Source organism: Achromobacter sp. NCFB-sbj8-Ac1-l (assembly GCF_052695805.1).
Genome location: NZ_CP199812.1, coordinates 1,650,909 through 1,669,157, shown reverse-complemented (window position 1 = coordinate 1,669,157; position 18,249 = coordinate 1,650,909). Strand labels below are relative to the sequence as shown.

The 18,249-nt window shown below is 66.2% G+C and carries 17 protein-coding genes and 2 tRNA genes; 10 read left to right on the top strand and 9 right to left on the bottom strand.

Annotated features, from left to right (window positions below; all coding sequences use genetic code 11):
• Positions 1-89: 89 nt before the first annotated feature.
• Positions 90-165: transfer RNA gene (locus tag ACUDP5_RS07655), tRNA-Asn, on the bottom strand.
• Between the two features lie 213 nt (positions 166-378).
• On the opposite strand from ACUDP5_RS07655, the gene ACUDP5_RS07650 reads away from it, so the two are divergent.
• The 4 genes from ACUDP5_RS07650 to ACUDP5_RS07635 all read left to right on the top strand — a co-directional run bounded on the left by ACUDP5_RS07650 (position 379) and on the right by ACUDP5_RS07635 (position 4,101).
• Positions 379-454 (top strand) — tRNA-Thr (locus tag ACUDP5_RS07650).
• A gap of 137 nt (positions 455-591) precedes the next feature.
• The gene (locus tag ACUDP5_RS07645) at positions 592-1,251 is read left to right on the top strand and encodes a response regulator (RefSeq protein WP_263910755.1); all 660 of its coding nucleotides are present in this window, start codon (positions 592-594) and stop codon (positions 1,249-1,251) included.
• Entirely contained in the window at positions 1,248-2,591 is a 1,344-nt protein-coding gene (locus tag ACUDP5_RS07640) for an ATP-binding protein (protein WP_263910754.1), read from the top strand. The genes ACUDP5_RS07645 and ACUDP5_RS07640 overlap by 4 nt, the downstream gene beginning before the upstream one ends.
• Before the next feature lie 64 nt (positions 2,592-2,655).
• Entirely contained in the window at positions 2,656-4,101 is a 1,446-nt protein-coding gene (locus ACUDP5_RS07635; RefSeq protein ID WP_263910753.1) for a DegQ family serine endoprotease, read from the top strand.
• Positions 4,102-4,170: 69 nt separating this feature from the next.
• On the opposite strand, the gene maiA is transcribed toward ACUDP5_RS07635, so the two are convergent.
• The 3 genes from maiA to ACUDP5_RS07620 all read right to left on the bottom strand — a co-directional run bounded on the left by maiA (position 4,171) and on the right by ACUDP5_RS07620 (position 6,346).
• Positions 4,171-4,815 (bottom strand): maleylacetoacetate isomerase, encoded by a 645-nt coding sequence (maiA, locus tag ACUDP5_RS07630; RefSeq protein ID WP_263910752.1) that lies wholly within the window; start codon positions 4,813-4,815, stop codon positions 4,171-4,173.
• Positions 4,816-4,892: 77 nt separating this feature from the next.
• Complete coding sequence (gene ispH, locus ACUDP5_RS07625; RefSeq protein WP_445658484.1) at positions 4,893-5,870, bottom strand: 4-hydroxy-3-methylbut-2-enyl diphosphate reductase; 978 nt, start codon at positions 5,868-5,870, stop codon at positions 4,893-4,895.
• Complete coding sequence (locus ACUDP5_RS07620) at positions 5,870-6,346, bottom strand: peptidylprolyl isomerase (RefSeq protein ID WP_263910748.1); 477 nt, start codon at positions 6,344-6,346, stop codon at positions 5,870-5,872. Before ACUDP5_RS07620 ends, ispH begins: the two co-directional genes overlap by 1 nt.
• A gap of 51 nt (positions 6,347-6,397) precedes the next feature.
• Here ACUDP5_RS07620 and radC point away from each other — a divergent pair, with 51 nt between their 5' ends.
• The 6 genes from radC (at position 6,398) to ACUDP5_RS07590 (ending at position 12,631) form a co-directional block, all read left to right on the top strand.
• A complete protein-coding gene (gene radC, locus ACUDP5_RS07615) occupies positions 6,398-7,075 on the top strand; it encodes a RadC family protein (protein WP_263910747.1) in 678 nt (225 codons plus the stop codon).
• Positions 7,076-7,178: 103 nt separating this feature from the next.
• A complete protein-coding gene (gene kynB / locus ACUDP5_RS07610) occupies positions 7,179-7,808 on the top strand; it encodes an arylformamidase (protein ID WP_445658483.1) in 630 nt (209 codons plus the stop codon).
• Between the two features lie 216 nt (positions 7,809-8,024).
• Complete coding sequence (gene kynA / locus ACUDP5_RS07605; RefSeq protein ID WP_263910745.1) at positions 8,025-8,873, top strand: tryptophan 2,3-dioxygenase; 849 nt, start codon at positions 8,025-8,027, stop codon at positions 8,871-8,873.
• Positions 8,874-9,112: 239 nt separating this feature from the next.
• Positions 9,113-9,379, top strand: a complete 267-nt coding sequence (locus tag ACUDP5_RS07600) for a type B 50S ribosomal protein L31 (RefSeq protein WP_263910744.1) — start codon at positions 9,113-9,115, stop codon at positions 9,377-9,379.
• A gap of 124 nt (positions 9,380-9,503) precedes the next feature.
• Positions 9,504-11,234 carry an ArnT family glycosyltransferase gene (locus ACUDP5_RS07595; RefSeq protein ID WP_263910743.1) on the top strand — a complete coding sequence of 577 codons (1,731 nt, stop codon included), beginning with the start codon at positions 9,504-9,506 and terminating at the stop codon, positions 11,232-11,234.
• Complete coding sequence (locus ACUDP5_RS07590; RefSeq protein ID WP_263910742.1) at positions 11,231-12,631, top strand: MATE family efflux transporter; 1,401 nt, start codon at positions 11,231-11,233, stop codon at positions 12,629-12,631. The genes ACUDP5_RS07595 and ACUDP5_RS07590 overlap by 4 nt, the downstream gene beginning before the upstream one ends.
• A gap of 88 nt (positions 12,632-12,719) precedes the next feature.
• On the opposite strand, the gene paaK is transcribed toward ACUDP5_RS07590, so the two are convergent.
• From paaK to paaE, 5 genes are all read right to left on the bottom strand, one after another.
• A complete protein-coding gene (gene paaK, locus ACUDP5_RS07585) occupies positions 12,720-14,036 on the bottom strand; it encodes a phenylacetate--CoA ligase PaaK (RefSeq protein WP_263910741.1) in 1,317 nt (438 codons plus the stop codon).
• A 102-nt stretch (positions 14,037-14,138) separates the two neighbouring features.
• Positions 14,139-14,609, bottom strand: coding sequence for a hydroxyphenylacetyl-CoA thioesterase PaaI (gene paaI / locus ACUDP5_RS07580; protein WP_263910740.1), 471 nt, complete (start codon positions 14,607-14,609; stop codon positions 14,139-14,141).
• The gene (gene paaG, locus ACUDP5_RS07575; RefSeq protein WP_263910738.1) at positions 14,609-15,397 is read right to left on the bottom strand and encodes a 2-(1,2-epoxy-1,2-dihydrophenyl)acetyl-CoA isomerase PaaG; all 789 of its coding nucleotides are present in this window, start codon (positions 15,395-15,397) and stop codon (positions 14,609-14,611) included. The genes paaI and paaG overlap by 1 nt, the downstream gene beginning before the upstream one ends.
• 15 nt (positions 15,398-15,412) lie before the next feature.
• Entirely contained in the window at positions 15,413-17,077 is a 1,665-nt protein-coding gene (paaN, locus tag ACUDP5_RS07570; RefSeq protein WP_445658482.1) for a phenylacetic acid degradation protein PaaN, read from the bottom strand.
• Positions 17,078-17,149: 72 nt separating this feature from the next.
• The gene (paaE, locus tag ACUDP5_RS07565; RefSeq protein ID WP_445658481.1) at positions 17,150-18,238 is read right to left on the bottom strand and encodes a 1,2-phenylacetyl-CoA epoxidase subunit PaaE; all 1,089 of its coding nucleotides are present in this window, start codon (positions 18,236-18,238) and stop codon (positions 17,150-17,152) included.
• Positions 18,239-18,249: the final 11 nt, after the last annotated feature.

The window sequence follows — 18,249 nt, the reverse complement described above, 5'->3', positions numbered from 1 at the left end:
AACACAAAGCTTTCACCAGGCTGCCAAAATCCGAACCGAAAACCCAAACCAAAAGGGCCATTCACTTGCGTGAATGGCCCTGAATTCTTTGGCTCCCCGAGCTGGGCTCGAACCAGCGACCTGCGGATTAACAGTCCGTCGCTCTACCGACTGAGCTATCGGGGAACTGCTAAGAAACGAGATTATGAACGAAAATTTTGAAGTGTGCAAATCGTGAAGTTTTTGTGGAAACTTTCGCAGCAAGTTTCCCATCGCCAAAAAACTCTGATATGATTTCGGTCTTTCCAGATCAGGCCCCATAAAAAGGCGCTGAATTGGGAAGAAAAAGATGTTTTGCTTGTCTCTTCTGGCTTGTCCGGAAACGAAGCAAATGGTCTTGCCGGCATAGCTCAGTTGGTAGAGCAGCGCATTCGTAATGCGAAGGTCGTAGGTTCGACTCCTATTGCCGGCACCAGCATTCAAAAAGCAGCCCTTTCGGGCTGCTTTTTTCATTTCCGCTCACCGCAGACCCCGCGCATCGACGTCACCGGGGAACTCCCGCCCCGCCCTACGCATCCAACCTGCTGGAACCTCCCTCAGGCTGGAACAACCATGCGCATCCTTCTTGTCGAAGACGACATCATGATCGGTGAAAGCGTGTTGGATTGCCTGCGCGCCGAGCATTACGCCGTCGACTGGGTCAAGGACGGCCACTCCGCCGAACTGGCGCTGCGCACCGACCCCTATGACCTCGTCCTGCTGGACCTCGGCCTGCCCAAGCGCGATGGCCTGGCCCTGCTGCGCGACCTGCGCGGCCGCAAGGACCGCACCCCCGTCCTGATCGCCACCGCGCGCGATGCCGTCAGCGACCGCATCGCGGGCCTGGACGCCGGTGCCGATGACTACATCGTCAAGCCTTACGACGTCGATGAACTGCTGGCCCGCATGCGCGCGCTGATCCGCCGCAGCGCGGGGCGCGCCGAACCGATCTTCGAGCACGATGGCGTCACCATCGACCCGCAATCGCATGCCGCAACGGTCAATGGCATGCCGGTGCCGCTGACCGCGCGCGAATGGGCCGTGCTGGAACCGCTGATCGCCCGCCCCGGCATGATCTTTTCGCGCGCCCAGCTGGAAGAGAAGCTCTACAGCTGGAAGGACAGCGTGAGCAGCAACGCGGTTGAGGTTTATATTCATGGCCTGCGCAAGAAACTGGGTCAGGACCTGATCCAGAACGTCAGGGGCGTCGGCTATGTCATTCCCAAAACATGAGCATTCCGCTTAGCTATTCGCTGCGGGCCCGCTTGCTGTTCTTCCTGCTCGCCGCCATTGCGGTGGGCGCGCTGGTGCAAGGCGCCATCGCCTATCGCAGCACGTTGCAGCAGGCCGACGACATCTTCGATTCGCTGCTGCAGCGCACCGCGCTGTCGCTGGGCACCGGCGACGGGCTGCTGCGGATGGGCCCGGCCCACGCCCAAGGCACCGCCACGCCCATGGCCGATGACCTGATCATCCAGATCTGGACGCCGGACGGCGTGCGCGTCTTCAATTCGCGTTCGCGCCGCCCCCTGCCCGACCAGATCGTCCTGGGCTTTGCCGATGCCCAGGTCGAAGGCACCACCTACCGCGTCTATTCGCTGGCCACGCCTTTCCAGGTCATCCAGGTGGCGCAGGACATGAATGTGCGCAAACGCATGGCCGGCGCCCTGGCCTGGCGCACCATCGCGCCGATTGCGGCGGCCGCGCCGCTGCTGATGCTGATCGTGTGGTGCGTGGTCAGCTGGTCGCTGCGGCCGGTCAAGCGCGCACGCGCCCAGGTCGCCGACCGGCGCCCGGAAGACCTGTCGCCCATCGACGTGCCCGACTTGCCCGACGAGATCCGGCCCTTGATGCAGGAACTGAATCTGCTGCTGGAACGCATGCGCGGGGCGTTCGCGCTGCAAAAGCAGTTTGTCGGCGACGCGGCGCACGAGTTGCGCTCGCCCCTGGCAGCGTTGAACTTGCAACTGCAGTCCCTGCGCCGCGCGAGCGACGAAGACAGCCGGCGCGTGGCCGAACAGCGCCTGGCAGCCGGCATCGAACGCGCCACGCGGCTGGTGGAGCAATTGCTGTCCATGGCGCGCCACGAAGACACGGCCGAGCAGCCGCCCGTCGCCGCGGTGGACCTGGGCGAAGTGCTGCGCCTGGCCTTGTCCGAGACCCTGGCGGCCGCCAATGCCAAACGGATCGAGGTGGACCGGCAAGGCGCCCCCGAAGCCTGGGTCACCGGTCATCGTGACGCGCTGGTCCTGCTGGCGCGCAATCTGCTGGACAACGCCATCAAGTACACGCCCGCCGGCGGCCACATCGACATTCGCCTGGATGCGCAGGATGGCCGCGCCGTGCTGGCGATCGACGACAACGGCCCCGGCCTCGCGCCCGAGGAACGCGAACGCGTGTTCGACCGCTTCTATCGCGTGCAAGGCAATACCCAGCACGGCAGCGGCCTGGGCCTGGCGATTGCGCGCGCCATCGCCGACCGCCACGGCGCCGCCATTACCCTGGAGCAAGCCCCTGGCGGCCAGGGCTTGCGAGCCAAGGTCGATTTTCCGCAGGGCAATCCGCCCGCTTAAGTTTCACCTAAGTGTCAGGCCCGAAGATAGCGCCATGTCCTCAAACATGAACGCAGGAGCCGACATGAAAACCTCGCAATTGAACCCCTCGCGCCTGGTGCTGGCGCTGCTGGCTGCCGGCGCGATTGGCGGCGCGGGCGCCACCGCCGCGTTTGGCGGCATTTCGATGGCCGCCAATGCGCCGTCGCCCGTGGCCGCTGCCGCCCCCGCGATCAGCCCGACCGGCGCCCCCAACTTCGTCCAGATCACACATGATTACGGCCCCGCCGTCGTCAACATCAGCATCAGCGGCACGCGCAAGGTGTCCGATGACGACGACGATCCCTTCGCGCAGTTCTTCGGCCAGATTCCAGGCGCACGCGGCGGCATGCCGTCGCGTGAGGTGCCGATCCGCGGCGAGGGCTCCGGCTTCATCGTCAGCAGCGACGGCATCATCCTGACCAATGCCCACGTCGTGCAAGGCGCCAAGGAAGTGACCGTCAAGCTGACCGACCGCCGCGAGTACCGCGCCAAGGTGCTGGGCGCCGACACGCAGACCGATGTGGCCGTCATCAAGATCGACGCCAAGAACCTGCCGGTGGTGAAGGTGGGCGACGTGAACCAGCTGCAGGTCGGCGAATGGGTGCTGGCCATCGGCTCGCCCTACGGCCTGGAAAACACCGCCACGGCCGGCATCGTCAGCGCCAAGGGCCGTTCGCTGCCGGACGACACCTCGGTGCCGTTCATCCAGACCGACGTGGCCGTGAACCCCGGCAACTCCGGCGGACCGCTGTTCAATGACCGCGGCGAAGTGGTCGGCATCAACTCGCAGATCTACAGCCGCACCGGCGGTTTCCAGGGCCTGTCGTTCTCGATTCCCATCGACGTGGCCTACAAGATCAAGGACCAGATCCTGGAGCATGGCAAGGTGCAGCATGCGCGCCTGGGCGTGACGGTGCAGGAAGTGAACCAGGACCTGGCCAATTCCTTCAAGCTGGACACGCCGTCCGGTGCGCTGGTGTCCAGCGTGGAAAAAGGCAGCGCCGCCGAAAAAGCCGGCCTGCAACCGGGCGACGTGGTGCGCAAGATCAACGGCAAGACCATCGTGTCGTCCGGCGACTTGGCCTCGCTGATCACGCTGGCCACGCCGGGCGAAAAGATCACGCTGGACCTGTGGCGCAACGGCAGCGCCAAGGAAGTGGTGGCCACCCTGGGCGGCATTCCCAAGGACCGCGCGCAGGCGTCCGGCGAAAGCCGCGACGTCCAGAAGGGTCAGCTTGGCCTGGCACTGCGCCCGCTGTCACCGCAAGAGCAGCAAGCGTCGGGCACGCAAGGGCTGTTGATCGAGCAATCCGCCGGGCCCGCCGCCAAGGCAGGCATCCAGCCGGGTGACGTACTGCTGTCGTTGAACGGCGTGCCGGTGCACAACGTCGCCCAGGTCAAGGACGCCCTGTCCAAGGCCGGCAAGACCGTCGCGCTGCTGGTGCAGCGCGGAGAAGACAAGATCTTCGTACCGGTGCAATTGGGCTGAACCGCGGGCTGAACGGCGCGACCACACCGACCGGCCGGGACCTCACAGGAGGGCCCGGCCGGCTCGGCATCATTCTGCGTCGGGCTGCTTGCCCGGCGCGGCCGCATCGAAGGCGGCCAATTCGCGGCAGGCGGCGTCGATGCGCACGACCGTGGGCATGGCGCTCAGGTCGCATTCCAGGCGGCGCGCATTGGCCACCTGCGGCACCAGGCAAAGATCGGCGATGGTGGGCGTGTCGCCATGGCAGAACTTGCCGGTGGCCCTCGAGCCGGTCAATTGCGCCTCCAGGGCTTGCAGGCCCTGGTCGACCCAGTGCCGATACCAGGCATTCTTGGCGGCTTCGTCCACCCCCAGCGTGTGCTTCAGGTACTTCAGCACGCGCAGGTTGTTCAAGGGGTGCGTGTCGCAGGCAATGCCCAGCGCCAGGTCGCGCACCCGGGCGCGGCCGATCGGGTCGGCCGGCAGCAGCGGCACCTGCGGATGGGTTTCTTCCAGGTACTCGATGATGGCGAGCGACTGGCCGATGACGGCATCGCCATCGATCAGCGTGGGCACCAGGCCTGTCGGATTGACCTTGCGGTAATCGGGCGACAGCTGCTGCCCGCCATCTTTCAAGAGATGCACAGCCAGGTATTCGTACGGCAGGCCTTTCAGGTTCAGGGCAATGCGCACCCGGTACGCGGCCGAGCTGCGGAAATAGCTGTACAACTGCATGAAGTCTCCTTGGATGTTGTCGCGCGCACCGCCCGCCGGGCGCTGCGCCTATTGCGGGGCGCCGGAACGCCGCGCGCCTATTCCAGCGATTCGGTCTGTACAGCCTTGCGCGAGAGGCCCTTGGGCAGCGGGAACGCCACGTTCTCTTCCAGACCCGGCATGGTGCGCACCGACACCGCGCCCAATTCCTTGACCCGCGCGATCACCTGCTGCACCAGGATCTCGGGCGCCGAGGCGCCGGCGGTGACGCCGATGCGCTTGCGGCCGACCAGCCAGGCCGGGTCGATGGATTGCGCGCCGTCGATCAGGTACGAGGCCACGCCCATGCGGTCGGCGACTTCGCGCAGACGGTTGGAATTGGAGCTGTTGGGGCTGCCCACCACCAGCACCAGATCGCACTCGGGCGACAGCATCTTGACCGCGTCCTGGCGATTCTGCGTGGCGTAGCAGATGTCGCTTTTCTTGGGTTCGACAATGCTCGGAAAGCGCGCCTTGAGCGCCTTCGACACCGCCGCAGCGTCGTCCACCGACAGCGTCGTCTGGGTCACGTAGGCGAGGTTGTCGGGGTTGGTGACCTCCAGGCCGGCGACGTCCTCGACGGTTTCGACCAGGTACATGCCGCCCTGGGCCTGGCCCAGCGTGCCCTCGACTTCCGGGTGGCCCTTGTGGCCGATCATGATGATCTCGCGGCCGGCGGCGCGCATGCGGGCGACCTCGATGTGGACCTTGGTGACCAGCGGGCAGGTGGCATCGAACACCTGCAGGCCGCGGGCCTCGGCCTCGGCCCGGACCGCCTTGGACACGCCATGGGCCGAAAACACGACGATGGCGCCGGTAGGCGCATCATCGAGTTCGTCGATGAAGATGGCCCCTTTGGCGCGCAGGTCTTCGACCACATAGCGGTTATGGACGATCTCGTGGCGCACGTAGATGGGCGCGCCGTGCAGTTCGAGTGCGCGCTCGACGATGTCGATGGCGCGATCGACGCCGGCACAGAAGCCGCGCGGCTGCGCCAGCAGGACTTCGGCGTCGGCGGCGGTGACAACCTGGCTCATCAGAGAACTCCCAGCAGCGCCACGTCGACCCGCAACCGGACGCCCGCAAGCGGGTGATTGAAATCGAACAGCGCCGATTCCTCGTTGATTTCCTTGAGCACGCCCGAATAGCGTCCGCCATTGGGCGCGGCGAATTCGACCAGGTCGCCCGGTTCGAAGGTGGCGTCGGCGCCCGCATGTTCGGCCAGCATCTTGCGCGTGACGCGCTGGATCAGTTCGGGGTTGCGGTCGCCGTAGGCGTCGGCGGGCTCGATGGTGACGCTGAAGCGGTCGCCCTCGGCCTTGCCCAGCAAGGCGTTTTCCAGGCCGGGGGCCCATTGGCCGCTGCCCATCTGCAACGTGGCCGGACGGCCGTCGAAGGTGTCGGTGAACACCGAATCCTGGCCCGGCCCGGAGGCCAGCGTGATGCGGTAGTGCAGCGTCAGGTAGGAGTCCGGACGGACCAAAACGTTCACTTCATTAGAGGCGATGCTCACGATCTGCCACCGTGTTTAAACAGTAAGTAAACCCTGATTTTAGAGCCTCTTATGAAATTGTCTGTGCGGGTGTCCAAACACGAGCGTCCCCGAGAGCGTCTGCTGCGTCATGGCGCGGCCGCGTTACAAAATGCCGAATTGCTCGCCATCGGCCTGCGCACCGGGGTGCCCGGCCTGAACGTGCTGGACCTGTCCGGCCGGCTGCTGGAACGATTTTCCGGGCTGCGGGGGCTGTTGGGGGCCACCCCGGAGGAGCTGCTGGCGGTGCCGGGCCTGGGCATCGCCAAGGCGTGCCTGCTGGCCGCGATACTGGAACTGGCCAAGCGGGCCGTCGAGGAAGAACTCACCCGCGACAGCACGCTGGACCATCCCGCCCGGGTGAAACAGTATTGCAAGGTCACGCTGGCGCACCGCCGGGTGGAACATTGCATCGCCCTGTACCTGGACAGCCAGTTGCGGCTGATCGCCAGCGGCGAATTGGCACGCGGCACGCTGTCGCAGGCGTCCGTCTACCCCCGCGAGGTCGTGCGCGAGGCGCTGCGGCACCACGCGGCGGCCCTGATCGTGGCACACAACCACCCCTCGGGCCTGGCCGAACCCAGCGCGGCGGACCAGGCCTTCACCCGGCACCTCAAGCAGGCGCTGGCGCTGGTGGACGTTTCGCTGGTGGACCACCTGATCGTCGCGGGCGACGAAGTCGCGTCCATGGCGGAACTGGGCCGCTTGTGATTGCAGCGCCCGGGGCTGCATGAGGGCCGGGATTTCGTTAGACTACGGCCCGATATTGTTTTAGGCTTAACCTAATTTCCGCTTTCGCGACCCTGCGACTTCCATGAAACGCCTGTGGGACATTTCCCCGCCCGTCTCCACGGCTTCGCCCGTGTTTCCGGGCGACACGCCGTACCGCCAGCAATGGAAGTGGTCGCTCGCACCCGGCTGTCCGGTCAACGTCAGTGAAATCACGCTGTCGCCGCACGTGGGCGCGCACGCCGATGCGCCGCTGCACTACCAGAACGGCGCCGCCGCCATCGGCGCGGTGTCGCTTGAGCCTTTCCTGGGCCCCTGCCGCGTCATCCATGCGATCGACTGCGGCCCGCTCATCACGCCCGAGCACCTGCTGCACGCAGCCGCCAACCTGCCCCCGCGCATCCTGGTGCGTACCGCCAAGCACGCCGCCCAGGAATGGTGGACCGACGACTTCTCGGCCTACGCCCCCCAAACCATCGAATGGCTGGCCGAACGCGGCGTCATGCTGATCGGGCTGGACACCCCCAGCATCGACCCCGCGTCCAGCAAGACCCTGGACAGCCATCACACCATCTTGCGCCACGACATGCGGGTTCTGGAGAACCTGGTGCTCGATGACGTGCCGGAAGGCGATTACGAACTGATCGCCCTGCCGCTGGCGCTGGTCCAGGCTGACGCCAGTCCGGTGCGCGCCGTCTTGCGCGAACTGGGCTGAAACCCCGGCCATCGGGCGGGCCGGGTGCAGGAAGCATTGCGGCGCAACCACTGCGCCCATGCCTTGCGCCGGCCGCCCGCTTTGTGAAAGAAGCACGACCATGACACACCTGACCGACCCGCGCATGGCGCTCGCCTGCGCCTGCCTGCCGTTCACCGGCTGGCGCAGCCTGCCCGCGTCCGCCCGCCGCGCCGCCCCGCCCTGCGGAGACCAGGCATGAGCCGCCCCGAACGCCCCGAGGACATCGTCCACGAAGAAAAAGCGCAGCTGGACTTCACGCGCGACATGACCTACGGCGACTACCTGCACCTGGACGCGCTGCTGGGCGCCCAGCATCCGCTGTCGCCCGAGCACAACGAGATGCTGTTCATCGTGCAGCACCAGACCAGCGAGCTCTGGATGAAGCTGATGCTGCACGAGCTGCGCGCCGCCATCGCCAACCTGGCCGCGGACCGCTTGCAGCCCGCCTTCAAGATGCTGGCCCGCGTCAGCAAGATCATGGAACAGCTGGTGCACGCCTGGGACGTGCTGGCGACGATGACCCCGCCCGAGTATTCCGCCCTGCGCCCCTACCTGGCGCGATCCAGCGGTTTCCAGAGTTATCAGTACCGCCAGATCGAATTCCTGCTGGGCAACAAGAATGCCGCCATGCTCAAGCCGCACGCGCATCGCGAAGACCTGCTTGCCCAGGTGCGCCAGGCGTACGAGGCGCCGTCGCTGTATGACGAATCGCTGCGTCTGCTGGCGCGCCACGGCGTCACGGTGCCCGCCGACCACCTGGAGCGCGACTGGACGCAGCCCTACCAGGCGTCGGACGGCGTCGAACAGGCCTGGCTGACGGTCTACCGCGATACGGACCGCTACTGGGACCTGTACCAGCTGGGCGAAAAGCTGACCGACCTGGAAGACGCGTTCCGCCTGTGGCGTTTCCGCCACGTCACCACGGTGGAACGCGTCATCGGTTTCAAGCGGGGCACCGGCGGCACCTCGGGGGTGGATTACCTGCGGCGCATGCTGGAAGTGGTGCTCTTCCCCGAGATCTGGAAACTGCGCACGGAGCTCTGATCGCCGGCGGCCCTGTCCCCATCTAGTGGAACGCGGGCGGCGCTGCGCAGCGCCGCCCGTAACCCCTGGCCGATCCAGCCGATCCCATGCTAGAATTCGCAGTTACTTTTCGGATACGTGGCAAGAACAGCGGCAGTCCATTTTGGCAACCCCAGTGGCAACCCACAGTGGCAACCCGCGCGATCCTGCTGGCGACCCTAACTTTTGAACGGCTCTTGTCTGAGCCCTAGGAAAGCACCATGAAAGAAGGCATTCACCCCGAATACCGCGAAGTCGTCTTCGCCGACCTGCAAACGGGCAACAAGTTCATCACCCGTTCGACGGTCCACACGCGCGAAACCATCGAACTCGATGGCAAGACGTACCCGCTCTTCAAGTGCGACGTGACCTCCGAATCGCACCCGTTCTACACGGGCGCCCAGACGCGTATCGTCGAAACCGGCCGCGTGGAAAAGTTCCGCGCCCGTTTCGCCCGTACGGCCGGCACGGTCAAGTCCGCTTCCTGATCCTGTCGCTCCTGCGGGAGTCACAGCAAAAAGGCAGCCTTCGGGCTGCTTTTTTTTCCCCGGGCCCTGCTCATCATCACATCAGGGGCTGGCGCTTCCCGATCACTCGGTTACATTAACGCCCGTGTCCCCACTTTCCATTTCCACTCCGGCCCGACTCACGTCGGTTGCCACCGCAAAGCTGCCCAGGCTGATTCTGCTTGGGCTGGCGCTGGCCTACATCGTGGCAGGCCTGTTCATGCGCGACCCGTGGAAAACGGATGACGCGGTCGGCCTGGCCACGATGATCACCGCCATCCGCGAAGGCGGCATCACCTGGCTGTTGCCGCAAGTGGGGCACCTGGCCCATGCCGAAGAAGGCCCGCTGATCACCTGGGTGGGCGCGGTGTCGATCTGGCTGTTCGGCCCCTTCATCGGCGACATCACGGCCGGCCGCCTGCCCAACCTGCTGTGGTTCGGCATTACGGCCATGAGCGTCTGGTATGGCACCTATCTGCTGGGCCGTCGCAGCGAAGCCCAGCCGCTGGCCCTGCCCTTCGGCGGCGAGCCGGAACCGCGCGACTACGGCCGCATGCTGGCCGACGCCGCCTTGCTGCTGCTGCTGGCCACCGTCGGCATCCTGCAGCGCACCCACGAAACCACCGTCGTGCCGGCCATCATGGCATGCCAGGCGCTGGCCTTCTATTCGATGGCGCGCACGGTGGATCGTCCCGTCACGGGCGCCACCACGCTGGGCATTGCGGTCGCCGCCAGTTTCCTCACGCGGGGCTGGGTCGGCGCGTTGCCGATCATGGTCGCCGCCCTGCTCGCCTTCTATCCGCGCGGCCCGCTGTGGAAGCACAAGCGTTGGCTGCCCTGGGCCGCGTTGATCGCGGCGGCGCTGATCCTGGCCTGGTGGATACCGGCAAGCCAAAGCAGCGAATACTGGATCCGCAACTGGAAGAGCTGGAACCTGTCGTCGTTTGCAGTGCCCTCGTGGCGTGACGTGGGCCGCACCCTGCGGGACCTGCCGTGGTACCTGTGGCCCACCTGGCCGCTGGCGCTCCTGGCCATCTGGCGCTGGCGCGCCTGGATCTACGCCCCGCACATCTGGCTGCCGCTGATGCTGCTGATCTGCGCGGCGCTGGTGCTGTTCGGGCTGGACGAAGCCAGCGACTCCGAATACGTGCTGATGGCCGTGCCGTGCGCGGTGCTGGGCGCGTTCTCGCTGCCGACCCTGCGGCGCGGCGTGGTCAATACGCTGGACTGGTTCGCGGTGATGTGTTTTTCGCTGACGGCCGCCACCGCCTGGCTGGGCTGGATCGCCCTGCATTTTCAGTGGCCCGCCCAGATTTCGCGCAACATCGGCCGCCAGACGACCGGCTACGAGCCGGTGATTTCCTGGGGCGCCTTCGCCCTGGCGGTCGTCTTCACCCTCAGCTGGATCGCGCTGGTGGTCTGGCGCCTGCGCGTCAAGCCGCAGGCCCTGTGGCGCGGCACGGTGCTGTCGGCCGGCGGCCTGACCGTGACCTGGATCCTGCTGGTGCTGCTGTGGCAGCCCGCGGTCGACTACGCCCGCAGCTACCGCACGGTATCGGGTGAACTTGCCCAGGCCGTGGCGCAGAACACTCGCCCCGGTGAATGCGTGCGCGGACTCAGCCTGGGCAGCGGCCAGCGCGCCTCGTTCCTGATTTTCAATAATCTGACGTTCACCTTCGACTCCAAGTGCACGCTGGTGCTGCAGCAGACCACCAACCAGAGCCTGCGCGACAACACCGCCGCCTATAGCGACAGCGCCGACGTGCTGTGGCAGGGCGGGCGTCGCGCCGACCGCCAGGAGGTGTTCCGCCTGCTGCGCGTCGGCCCCAACCGATGACCCCTCCCCTCGCGGCGCCGATCTCGTTCGGCGCCACCCTGCGCGGCATCGCCAAACAGGCCTGGCCGGTGCTGATCAGCCAATGGGCCGGCATTTCGTTCGGCGTGCTGGACACCGCCATGACCGGCCACGCCAGCGCTACCGACCTGGCGGCGATGGCGCTGTCCGCCTCCATCTACATCACCATCTTCGTAGGCCTGATGGGCGTGGTCCACGCGCTCATCCCCATCCTGGCGCAGCACTTTGGCGCCGGCAACAACCTGGAAGTCGGGCGCAGCTGGGGCCAGGGAGTCTGGCTGGCGCTGGGCCTGTCGGCAGTGGGCGCCATCCTGATGCTGTTCCCGGATCTGTGGCTGTCCATGTCGGGCAATGTCGACCCCGCCGTGCGCGACCGCATCGCATCGTACCTGCGCGCGCTGGTGCTGGCGCTGCCCGCCGCCCTGGTGTTTCGCACCATCTACGCGCTGGGCACGTCGGTGTCGCGCCCCAAGCTGGTCATGGCGATCAACCTGACCGCCATCGGCTTCAAGGCCTTCTTCAATTGGCTGTTCATCTACGGCAACCTGGGCCTGCCCGCCATGGGCGCAACCGGCGCCGGGCTGGCCACGGCGGTCGTCTCCTGGATGAGCCTGGGGCTGGGCCTGTGGGTGGTGACGCATGACCGCTATTACCGCCGCTTCCACCTGCACGTGGGCCGGCCCGACTGGAAGTCGCTGAAGGAACTGCTGCGCCTGGGCATTCCGATGGGCGGCTCGTACCTGGTGGAAGTGTCCGCCTTCACCTTCATGGCGCTGCTGGTGGCGCGCGAGGGCACGTACGTCACCGGCGGCCACCAGATCATGTCGAACCTGGCGGCGCTGTGCTACATGATGCCGATGGCGCTGGGCGTGGCGACTGCCGCGTTGACGGCGCAGGCGATCGGCGCCGGCAACCTGGCGCATGCCCACCGCACCGGCATGGCCGGTCTGGTGCTGGGCCTGATGGGGGCGCTGTTGACCGCGGTGGTGCTGCTGGCTGGGCGGCCGCTGATCCTGGCCGCCTACACGGGTGATCCGCAGGTCGCCGCGGTGGCGACCACGCTGCTGGCGGTGCTGCCGCTGTTCCACCTGTTCGACTCGATGCAATGCATCAACTCGTACCTGCTGCGGGCCTACAAGGTGGCCGTGGTGCCCTTGCTGCTGCAGACGGTGGCGCTGGCCGGGGTCGGCCTCGTCGGCGGCTGGTGGTTTGGCTTCGGCCCGGGACGTGGCGGCCTGGACGGGCTGCGCAACGTCCTGGTGCCCGGCTCCCCCCAAGGCGCCGGCAGCATGTGGCTGATGGCAATGGTGGGGTTGGCGTTGTCGGCCGCGCTGCTGCACTTCTGGTACCGGCACATCGTGCGCGCCGTCGCGAAATAGACGGGACCCATCATGGAAAAAGGCAGCCGACGGCTGCCTTTTTTGCTGCGACTGAGCGCCGTTGCACCGCCTGTGCGCGGCGCCCGCCTCAGCCCTTGGGCCGCTTGTCGATCACACGACGCGCCTTGCCCGTCAAGGTGCGTTCGACGTGGCCCGATTCCGACACCTGGATGCGGGCGCTGACGCCGATGTGCGTCTTGACCGCATGCTGCAATTGCTTGCCCAGGGCGGCGCGTTCCGCGTCCGACAGGCTGGAGAACTCGGCGCGTACTTCGGTCAGGATCTCGAGTTCATCCATATTGCCGGTGCGCGACAGCACCAACTGGTAGTGCGGCGCCAGTTGCGCGATCTTCAGGACCAGTTCCTCGACTTGCGTCGGGAACATGTTCACGCCGCGCACGATCAGCATGTCGTCGCTGCGGCCGGTGATCTTGCCGATGCGGCGCATGCTGCGCGCGGTCGGCGGCAACAGGCGGGTCAGGTCGCGGGTACGGTAGCGGATGATGGGCATCGCTTCCTTGGTGAGCGAGGTGAACACCAGTTCGCCCGGCTCGCCGTCCGCCACGGGCTCGCCCGTGTCCGGATTGATGATCTCGGCGTAGAAATGGTCTTCCCAGACGACCGGGCCGTCCTTGGTCTCGACGCACTCGCTGGCCACGCCGGGGCCCATCACTTCGGACAGGCCGTAGATGTCGACGGCGTCGATGCCCGCTTCGGCTTCGATGTCGGCACGCATCTGGCCGGTCCAGGGTTCGGCGCCGAAGATGCCGATGCGCAGCGAGCTTTGACGCGGATCAATGCCCTGGCGGCGCTGTTCTTCGAGAATATTGCAGAAATAGGAGGGCGTGACCATGATGATGTCCGGACGGAAATCGTTGATCAGCTGCACCTGCTTTTCCGTCTGTCCGCCGGACATCGGGATGACCGTGCACCCCAGGCGCTCGGCCCCGTAATGCGCCCCCAGGCCGCCCGTGAACAGGCCGTAGCCGTAGGCCACGTGCACCGTGTCGCCGGGCTTGCCGCCGGCCGCGCGGATCGAGCGCGCCACCAGGTTGGCCCAGTTGTCCAGGTCGCCCTTGGTGTAGCCGACCACCGTGGGCTTGCCCGTCGTGCCGCTGGACGCGTGGATGCGCGAGATGCGCTCGCGCGGCACCGCGAACATGCCGAACGGATAGTTCTCGCGAAGTTCCTTCTTGGTGGTGAAGGGGAACTTGGCGATGTCGGACAATTGCTTCAGATCGTCCGGGTGCACGCCGGCCTCGTCGAAGGCCTTCTTGTAGTGCGGCACATTGTCGTAGGCATGCTTGACCGACCACTTCAGGCGCTGCAGCTGCAGCGCCCGCAGTTCGTCCTGGCTGGCATGCTCGATGGGGTCCAGCCCCGGCTTGCTCATGGTGTTGGACATGGTTATCTCTCTCCTGGAATTCTCTTTACGCCGGTCCGGGCGACGCGGATTCCGTCCGCGCGCGCCTCGTCCGGCGGCCTTGTATTGGGTGGATGGGCGGGTTCAGCCTTCGGCGGGCGTGCCGACGATCTGCCCCTTGATCCGGTACGAACGGCCGCGGAACAACGCGACGTTGCGGCCATCCTGGTTGGTCACGGTGACGTCGTAGACGCCGGTGCGCCCGGCCAGCGAACGCTCTTGTGCCACCGCCGTCAGCAGATCGCCTTCGAAGCCCGGCGCCAGGTAGTCGATGGTGCAGCCCGAGGCCACGGTGCTGACGTTGCGCGAATTGCAGGAAAAGGCAAAGGCGCTGTCGGCCAGGGCGAAAATGAAACCGCCATGGCAGGTCTTGTGACCGTTGAGCATGTCGGGACGCACCCGCATGGTCAGGCGGGCGTAGCCCGGCGCCATTTCCTCGACCTTCATGTCCAGGCCTTGCGACGCGGCGTCGCCGGCGTACATCACCGTGCCCACGGCCTGCGCCAGTTCCTGGGGATCGGCCGGCACCTCGACAGGCGGAACGTGCGTGCTCATCATTGCCCCTTGAACTGCGGTTCGCGTTTGCCCAGGAAGGCCGCCACGCCTTCGGCGTAGTCGGCGCTGCGGCCCAGTTCGCGCATCATGTCGCGTTCCAGGTCCAGCTGGGTCGCCAGGTCGTTGTCCAGACTGGCCTGCAGGGCCCGCTTGGTGAAGGCCAGACCCTTGGTCGGGGCGCGCGAGAAATGCTGCGCCAGCTGATCAAGCGTGGCATCGAACGCGTCGTCGGCGACGCACTGCCAGATCAGCCCCCAGGCTTCGGCCTGGCGCGCACTGAGCTTGTCGCCCAGCATCGCCAGCCCCATGGCGCGCGCACGGCCCACCAGGCGCGGCAGGACGAACGTGCCGCCCGTGTCGGGGATCAGGCCCAGCTTGCAGAACGACTGGATGAAGTTGGCCGATTCCTTGGCGATGACGATGTCACCGGCGAACGCCAGGTTGGCGCCCGCCCCCGCCGCCACGCCATTGACGCCCACCACCACGGGTAGCGGCAAGGCGTTCAGGCGGCGCACCAGCGGGCCATAGAACTTCTCGACGGTCTCGCCCAGGTCAGGGGGCGTGCCGTCCGGGGCGGGCTTGCGCTCGCTCAGGTCCTGGCCGGCGCAAAAACCCCGGCCGGCGCCGGTCAGCACCAGCACGCGCGCACCTTCCGTTTCGACGCGCGTCAGGGCGTGGGCGACTTCGCCGTGCATGTTGGCGGTGAAGCTGTTGAGCTTGTCCGGGCGGTTCAGCGTCAGGCGCGCAATGCCGTTGGCAAGTTCGAACTGAATGTCTTGATAGTTCATGTCCGGGTCCGCCGCTTAGATGTGACGGCGGGTCTGCACCACGCGGAAGCGGTTCGAGACGAAGGCCGTGTCGGACAGCGCCGCGTTGGCCGCCGGGTTGGCGCCGGTGCCGTGGAAATCGCTGAAGGCGGCCGTCTGGTTGACGAAGACCGCGCCCGTCAGGTTCAACGACAGCGACACGCCGGATTCTTCGGCGGCGTCCTGCACCTGCTCAGCCACCTCGTTGTTGGTGGTGTAGGCCGACAGCGACAAGGCGCCGTGCTGGATCACGCTGTCGCGCGCCAGCTGGATGCTGTGCGCGGTGGAATCGGTGGCCACCACGAAGGCGATCGGGCCGAACCATTCCTGGCTGATGGCGGCGTTGCCGGCTTCGGTGCGCAGCACCAGCGGCGTGCGCACGCGGGCGTTCTCGAACTGGGGATGGACCAGCGCGCGGCTGTCGGCCACCACCGGCATGCCCAGGGCGCGGGCCTTTTCGATGCGTTCCACGATGCCTTCGTTCTGGATCGCGCCCGTCAGTTCCACGGCCTTGGCGGCGTCGGCACCCAGCTTGTCGACCGCGGCGCCCAGGGCGGCGGCGACCTCATCGAAGCTGACCCGGCCTTCGGGCGTCTGGATGCCGTCGCGCGGCACGTAGATATTTTGCGGCGCGGTGCACATCTGGCCCGAATACAGGGCCAGCGAGAACGCCAGGTTGCGCGCCACGCCCTTCAGGTCGGTGGCGGAATCGATGATGACTTGGTTGACGCCGGCCTTCTCGGTGTAGACCAGCGCCTGGCGGGCGTTGTTCTCGAGCCAGTCGCCATTGGCGGTGCTGCCGGTGAAGTCGATGATCTTGACGGCCGGGTCCAGCGCCAGCTGGCGGGCGGTATCTTCGTCGGCAGCATGCGCGGCCAGTTGCACCACGTCCGGATCGAAACCGGCTTCCTGCAGCACTTCGCGCGCCACTTTCACGGTGAGTGCCAGCGGCAGGATCGCGCCCGGGTGCGGCTTGACGATGACGGTGTTGCCGGTGGCCAGGCTGGCGAACAGGCCCGGATAGCCGTTCCAGGTCGGGAAGGTCGAGCAGCCGATCACCAGGGCCACGCCGCGCGGCACCACGGTGAAGTGCTTTTCCATGCGGATCGGCTCGTTCTTGCCTTGCGGCTTTTCCCAGATGGCCACGCCCGGAATGCGCGACATTTCCTGCCAGGCATACGCCACGGCTTCAAAGCCGCGATCCTGCGCGTGCGGGCCGCCGGCCTGGAAGGCCATCATGAAGCCCTGGCCGGTGGTGTGCTGCACCGCGTAGGCCATCTCGAAGCTGAGCTTGTTCAGGCGGGCCAGGATCTCGAGCGACACGCCCACCCAGGCCTGCGGGCCGGCGCGGCGCCAGTCGGCCAGCGCGCGCTTGGCGGCAGCGACCAGCTTGGGGGCCGGCACGTGGGGATAGGTGATGCCCAGGTCGAAACCGTAGGGGGACTTTTCGCCGCCCACGGTGCCGTCGGCATCGTGCTGCGTCAGCGGAAACGGCTTGCCCTGCAACGCTTCGAAGGCGGCGCGGCCGTCATCGTTGGCGGTTTCGCCGTAGTTGCGGGGGCTGGGGGATTCGGCGAACGGGCTCCAGTAGCCGCGCAGCGAGGCGGCGGCCAGGGCCTGTTCCAGCAGGGCTTGATGGCGTTCGAAGAATTTCTGGGACACTGCGTCTCTCCAAATATTGAATATTCTCTGCCCGGCCAGACCGGCCGGAACCGATGACTTGTCTCGCGGCGGTCAGGTTTCCTGGTCGAAATCGATGACCAGGCGGTCGCTAACCGGAAAGCTCTGGCAGCTCAGGATGAAACCCCGGGCCACCTCGTAATCTTCGAGGGCGAAGTTGGCATCCATGTCGACTTCGCCTTCCACCACCTTGCAACGGCAGGTGGAACACACCCCCCCCTTGCACGAATACGGCAGCTCGATGCCTTGCGCCAGCGCCGAATCCAGCACGCTGTCCTTGTTCTTGTCGATGACGAACTTGCGGCTGTGGCCGTCCTGCACCACGGTCACCTCGCACTGCCCCTTGCCGGGGGCCTGGCGGGCTTCCTGCCCGGTGCGCAACGCCCGCGGGCCCTTGGGCGCGCCGAACAGTTCGAACTTGATGTTCGCCTTCGAGATGCCGCGAGCCTGCAGGCGCTCGACCACGCTTTCGGTCATGGTCTGCGGACCGCACACAAAAGCGTAATCGATATCCTCGGGGCTCATCCAGGCCGACATCAGCTGGTCGACCTTGTCGCCATCCAGGCGGCCGTTGAAGAGCTCGATGTCCTGGGTTTCGCGGCTCATCACGTAGACCAGCGAGAACCGTTCCATGTACAGGTTCTTCAGGTCTTCGATTTCTTCGCGAAACAGCACGGCCGACGAGGCGCGGTTGCCGAAGAACAGCGTGAACTTGCTGTGGGGTTCGGTCGACAGCGCGGTCTTGACCAGCGAGAACACCGGCGTGATGCCGCTGCCCACCGCGAATGCCACGTAGTGCCGTGTGTTCTCGGGCGAGAAGTCGACGGTGAAGTTGCCGGCCGGCGCCATCACTTCCAGCGTCTGGCCCGGTTGCAGTTCATGGTTGGCCCAGCTCGAAAACGCGCCTTCGTCGACTTTCTTGATGGCCACGCGCAAGAGCTTGTCGCGCGGCGCCGAACAGATCGAATACGAACGACGCAGTTCTTCACCGTTCAACTGCGTACGCAGCGTCAGGTATTGCCCGGGCAGGAAGGCGAACTCATCGGCCAGCGTGTCGGGCAGGTCAAAGGTGACGACCACCGCATCGCGCGTGTTGCGCGCCACCGAGGCCACCTTCAGGGAATGGAATTGGTTCAGGCTCATGGGAAACCACG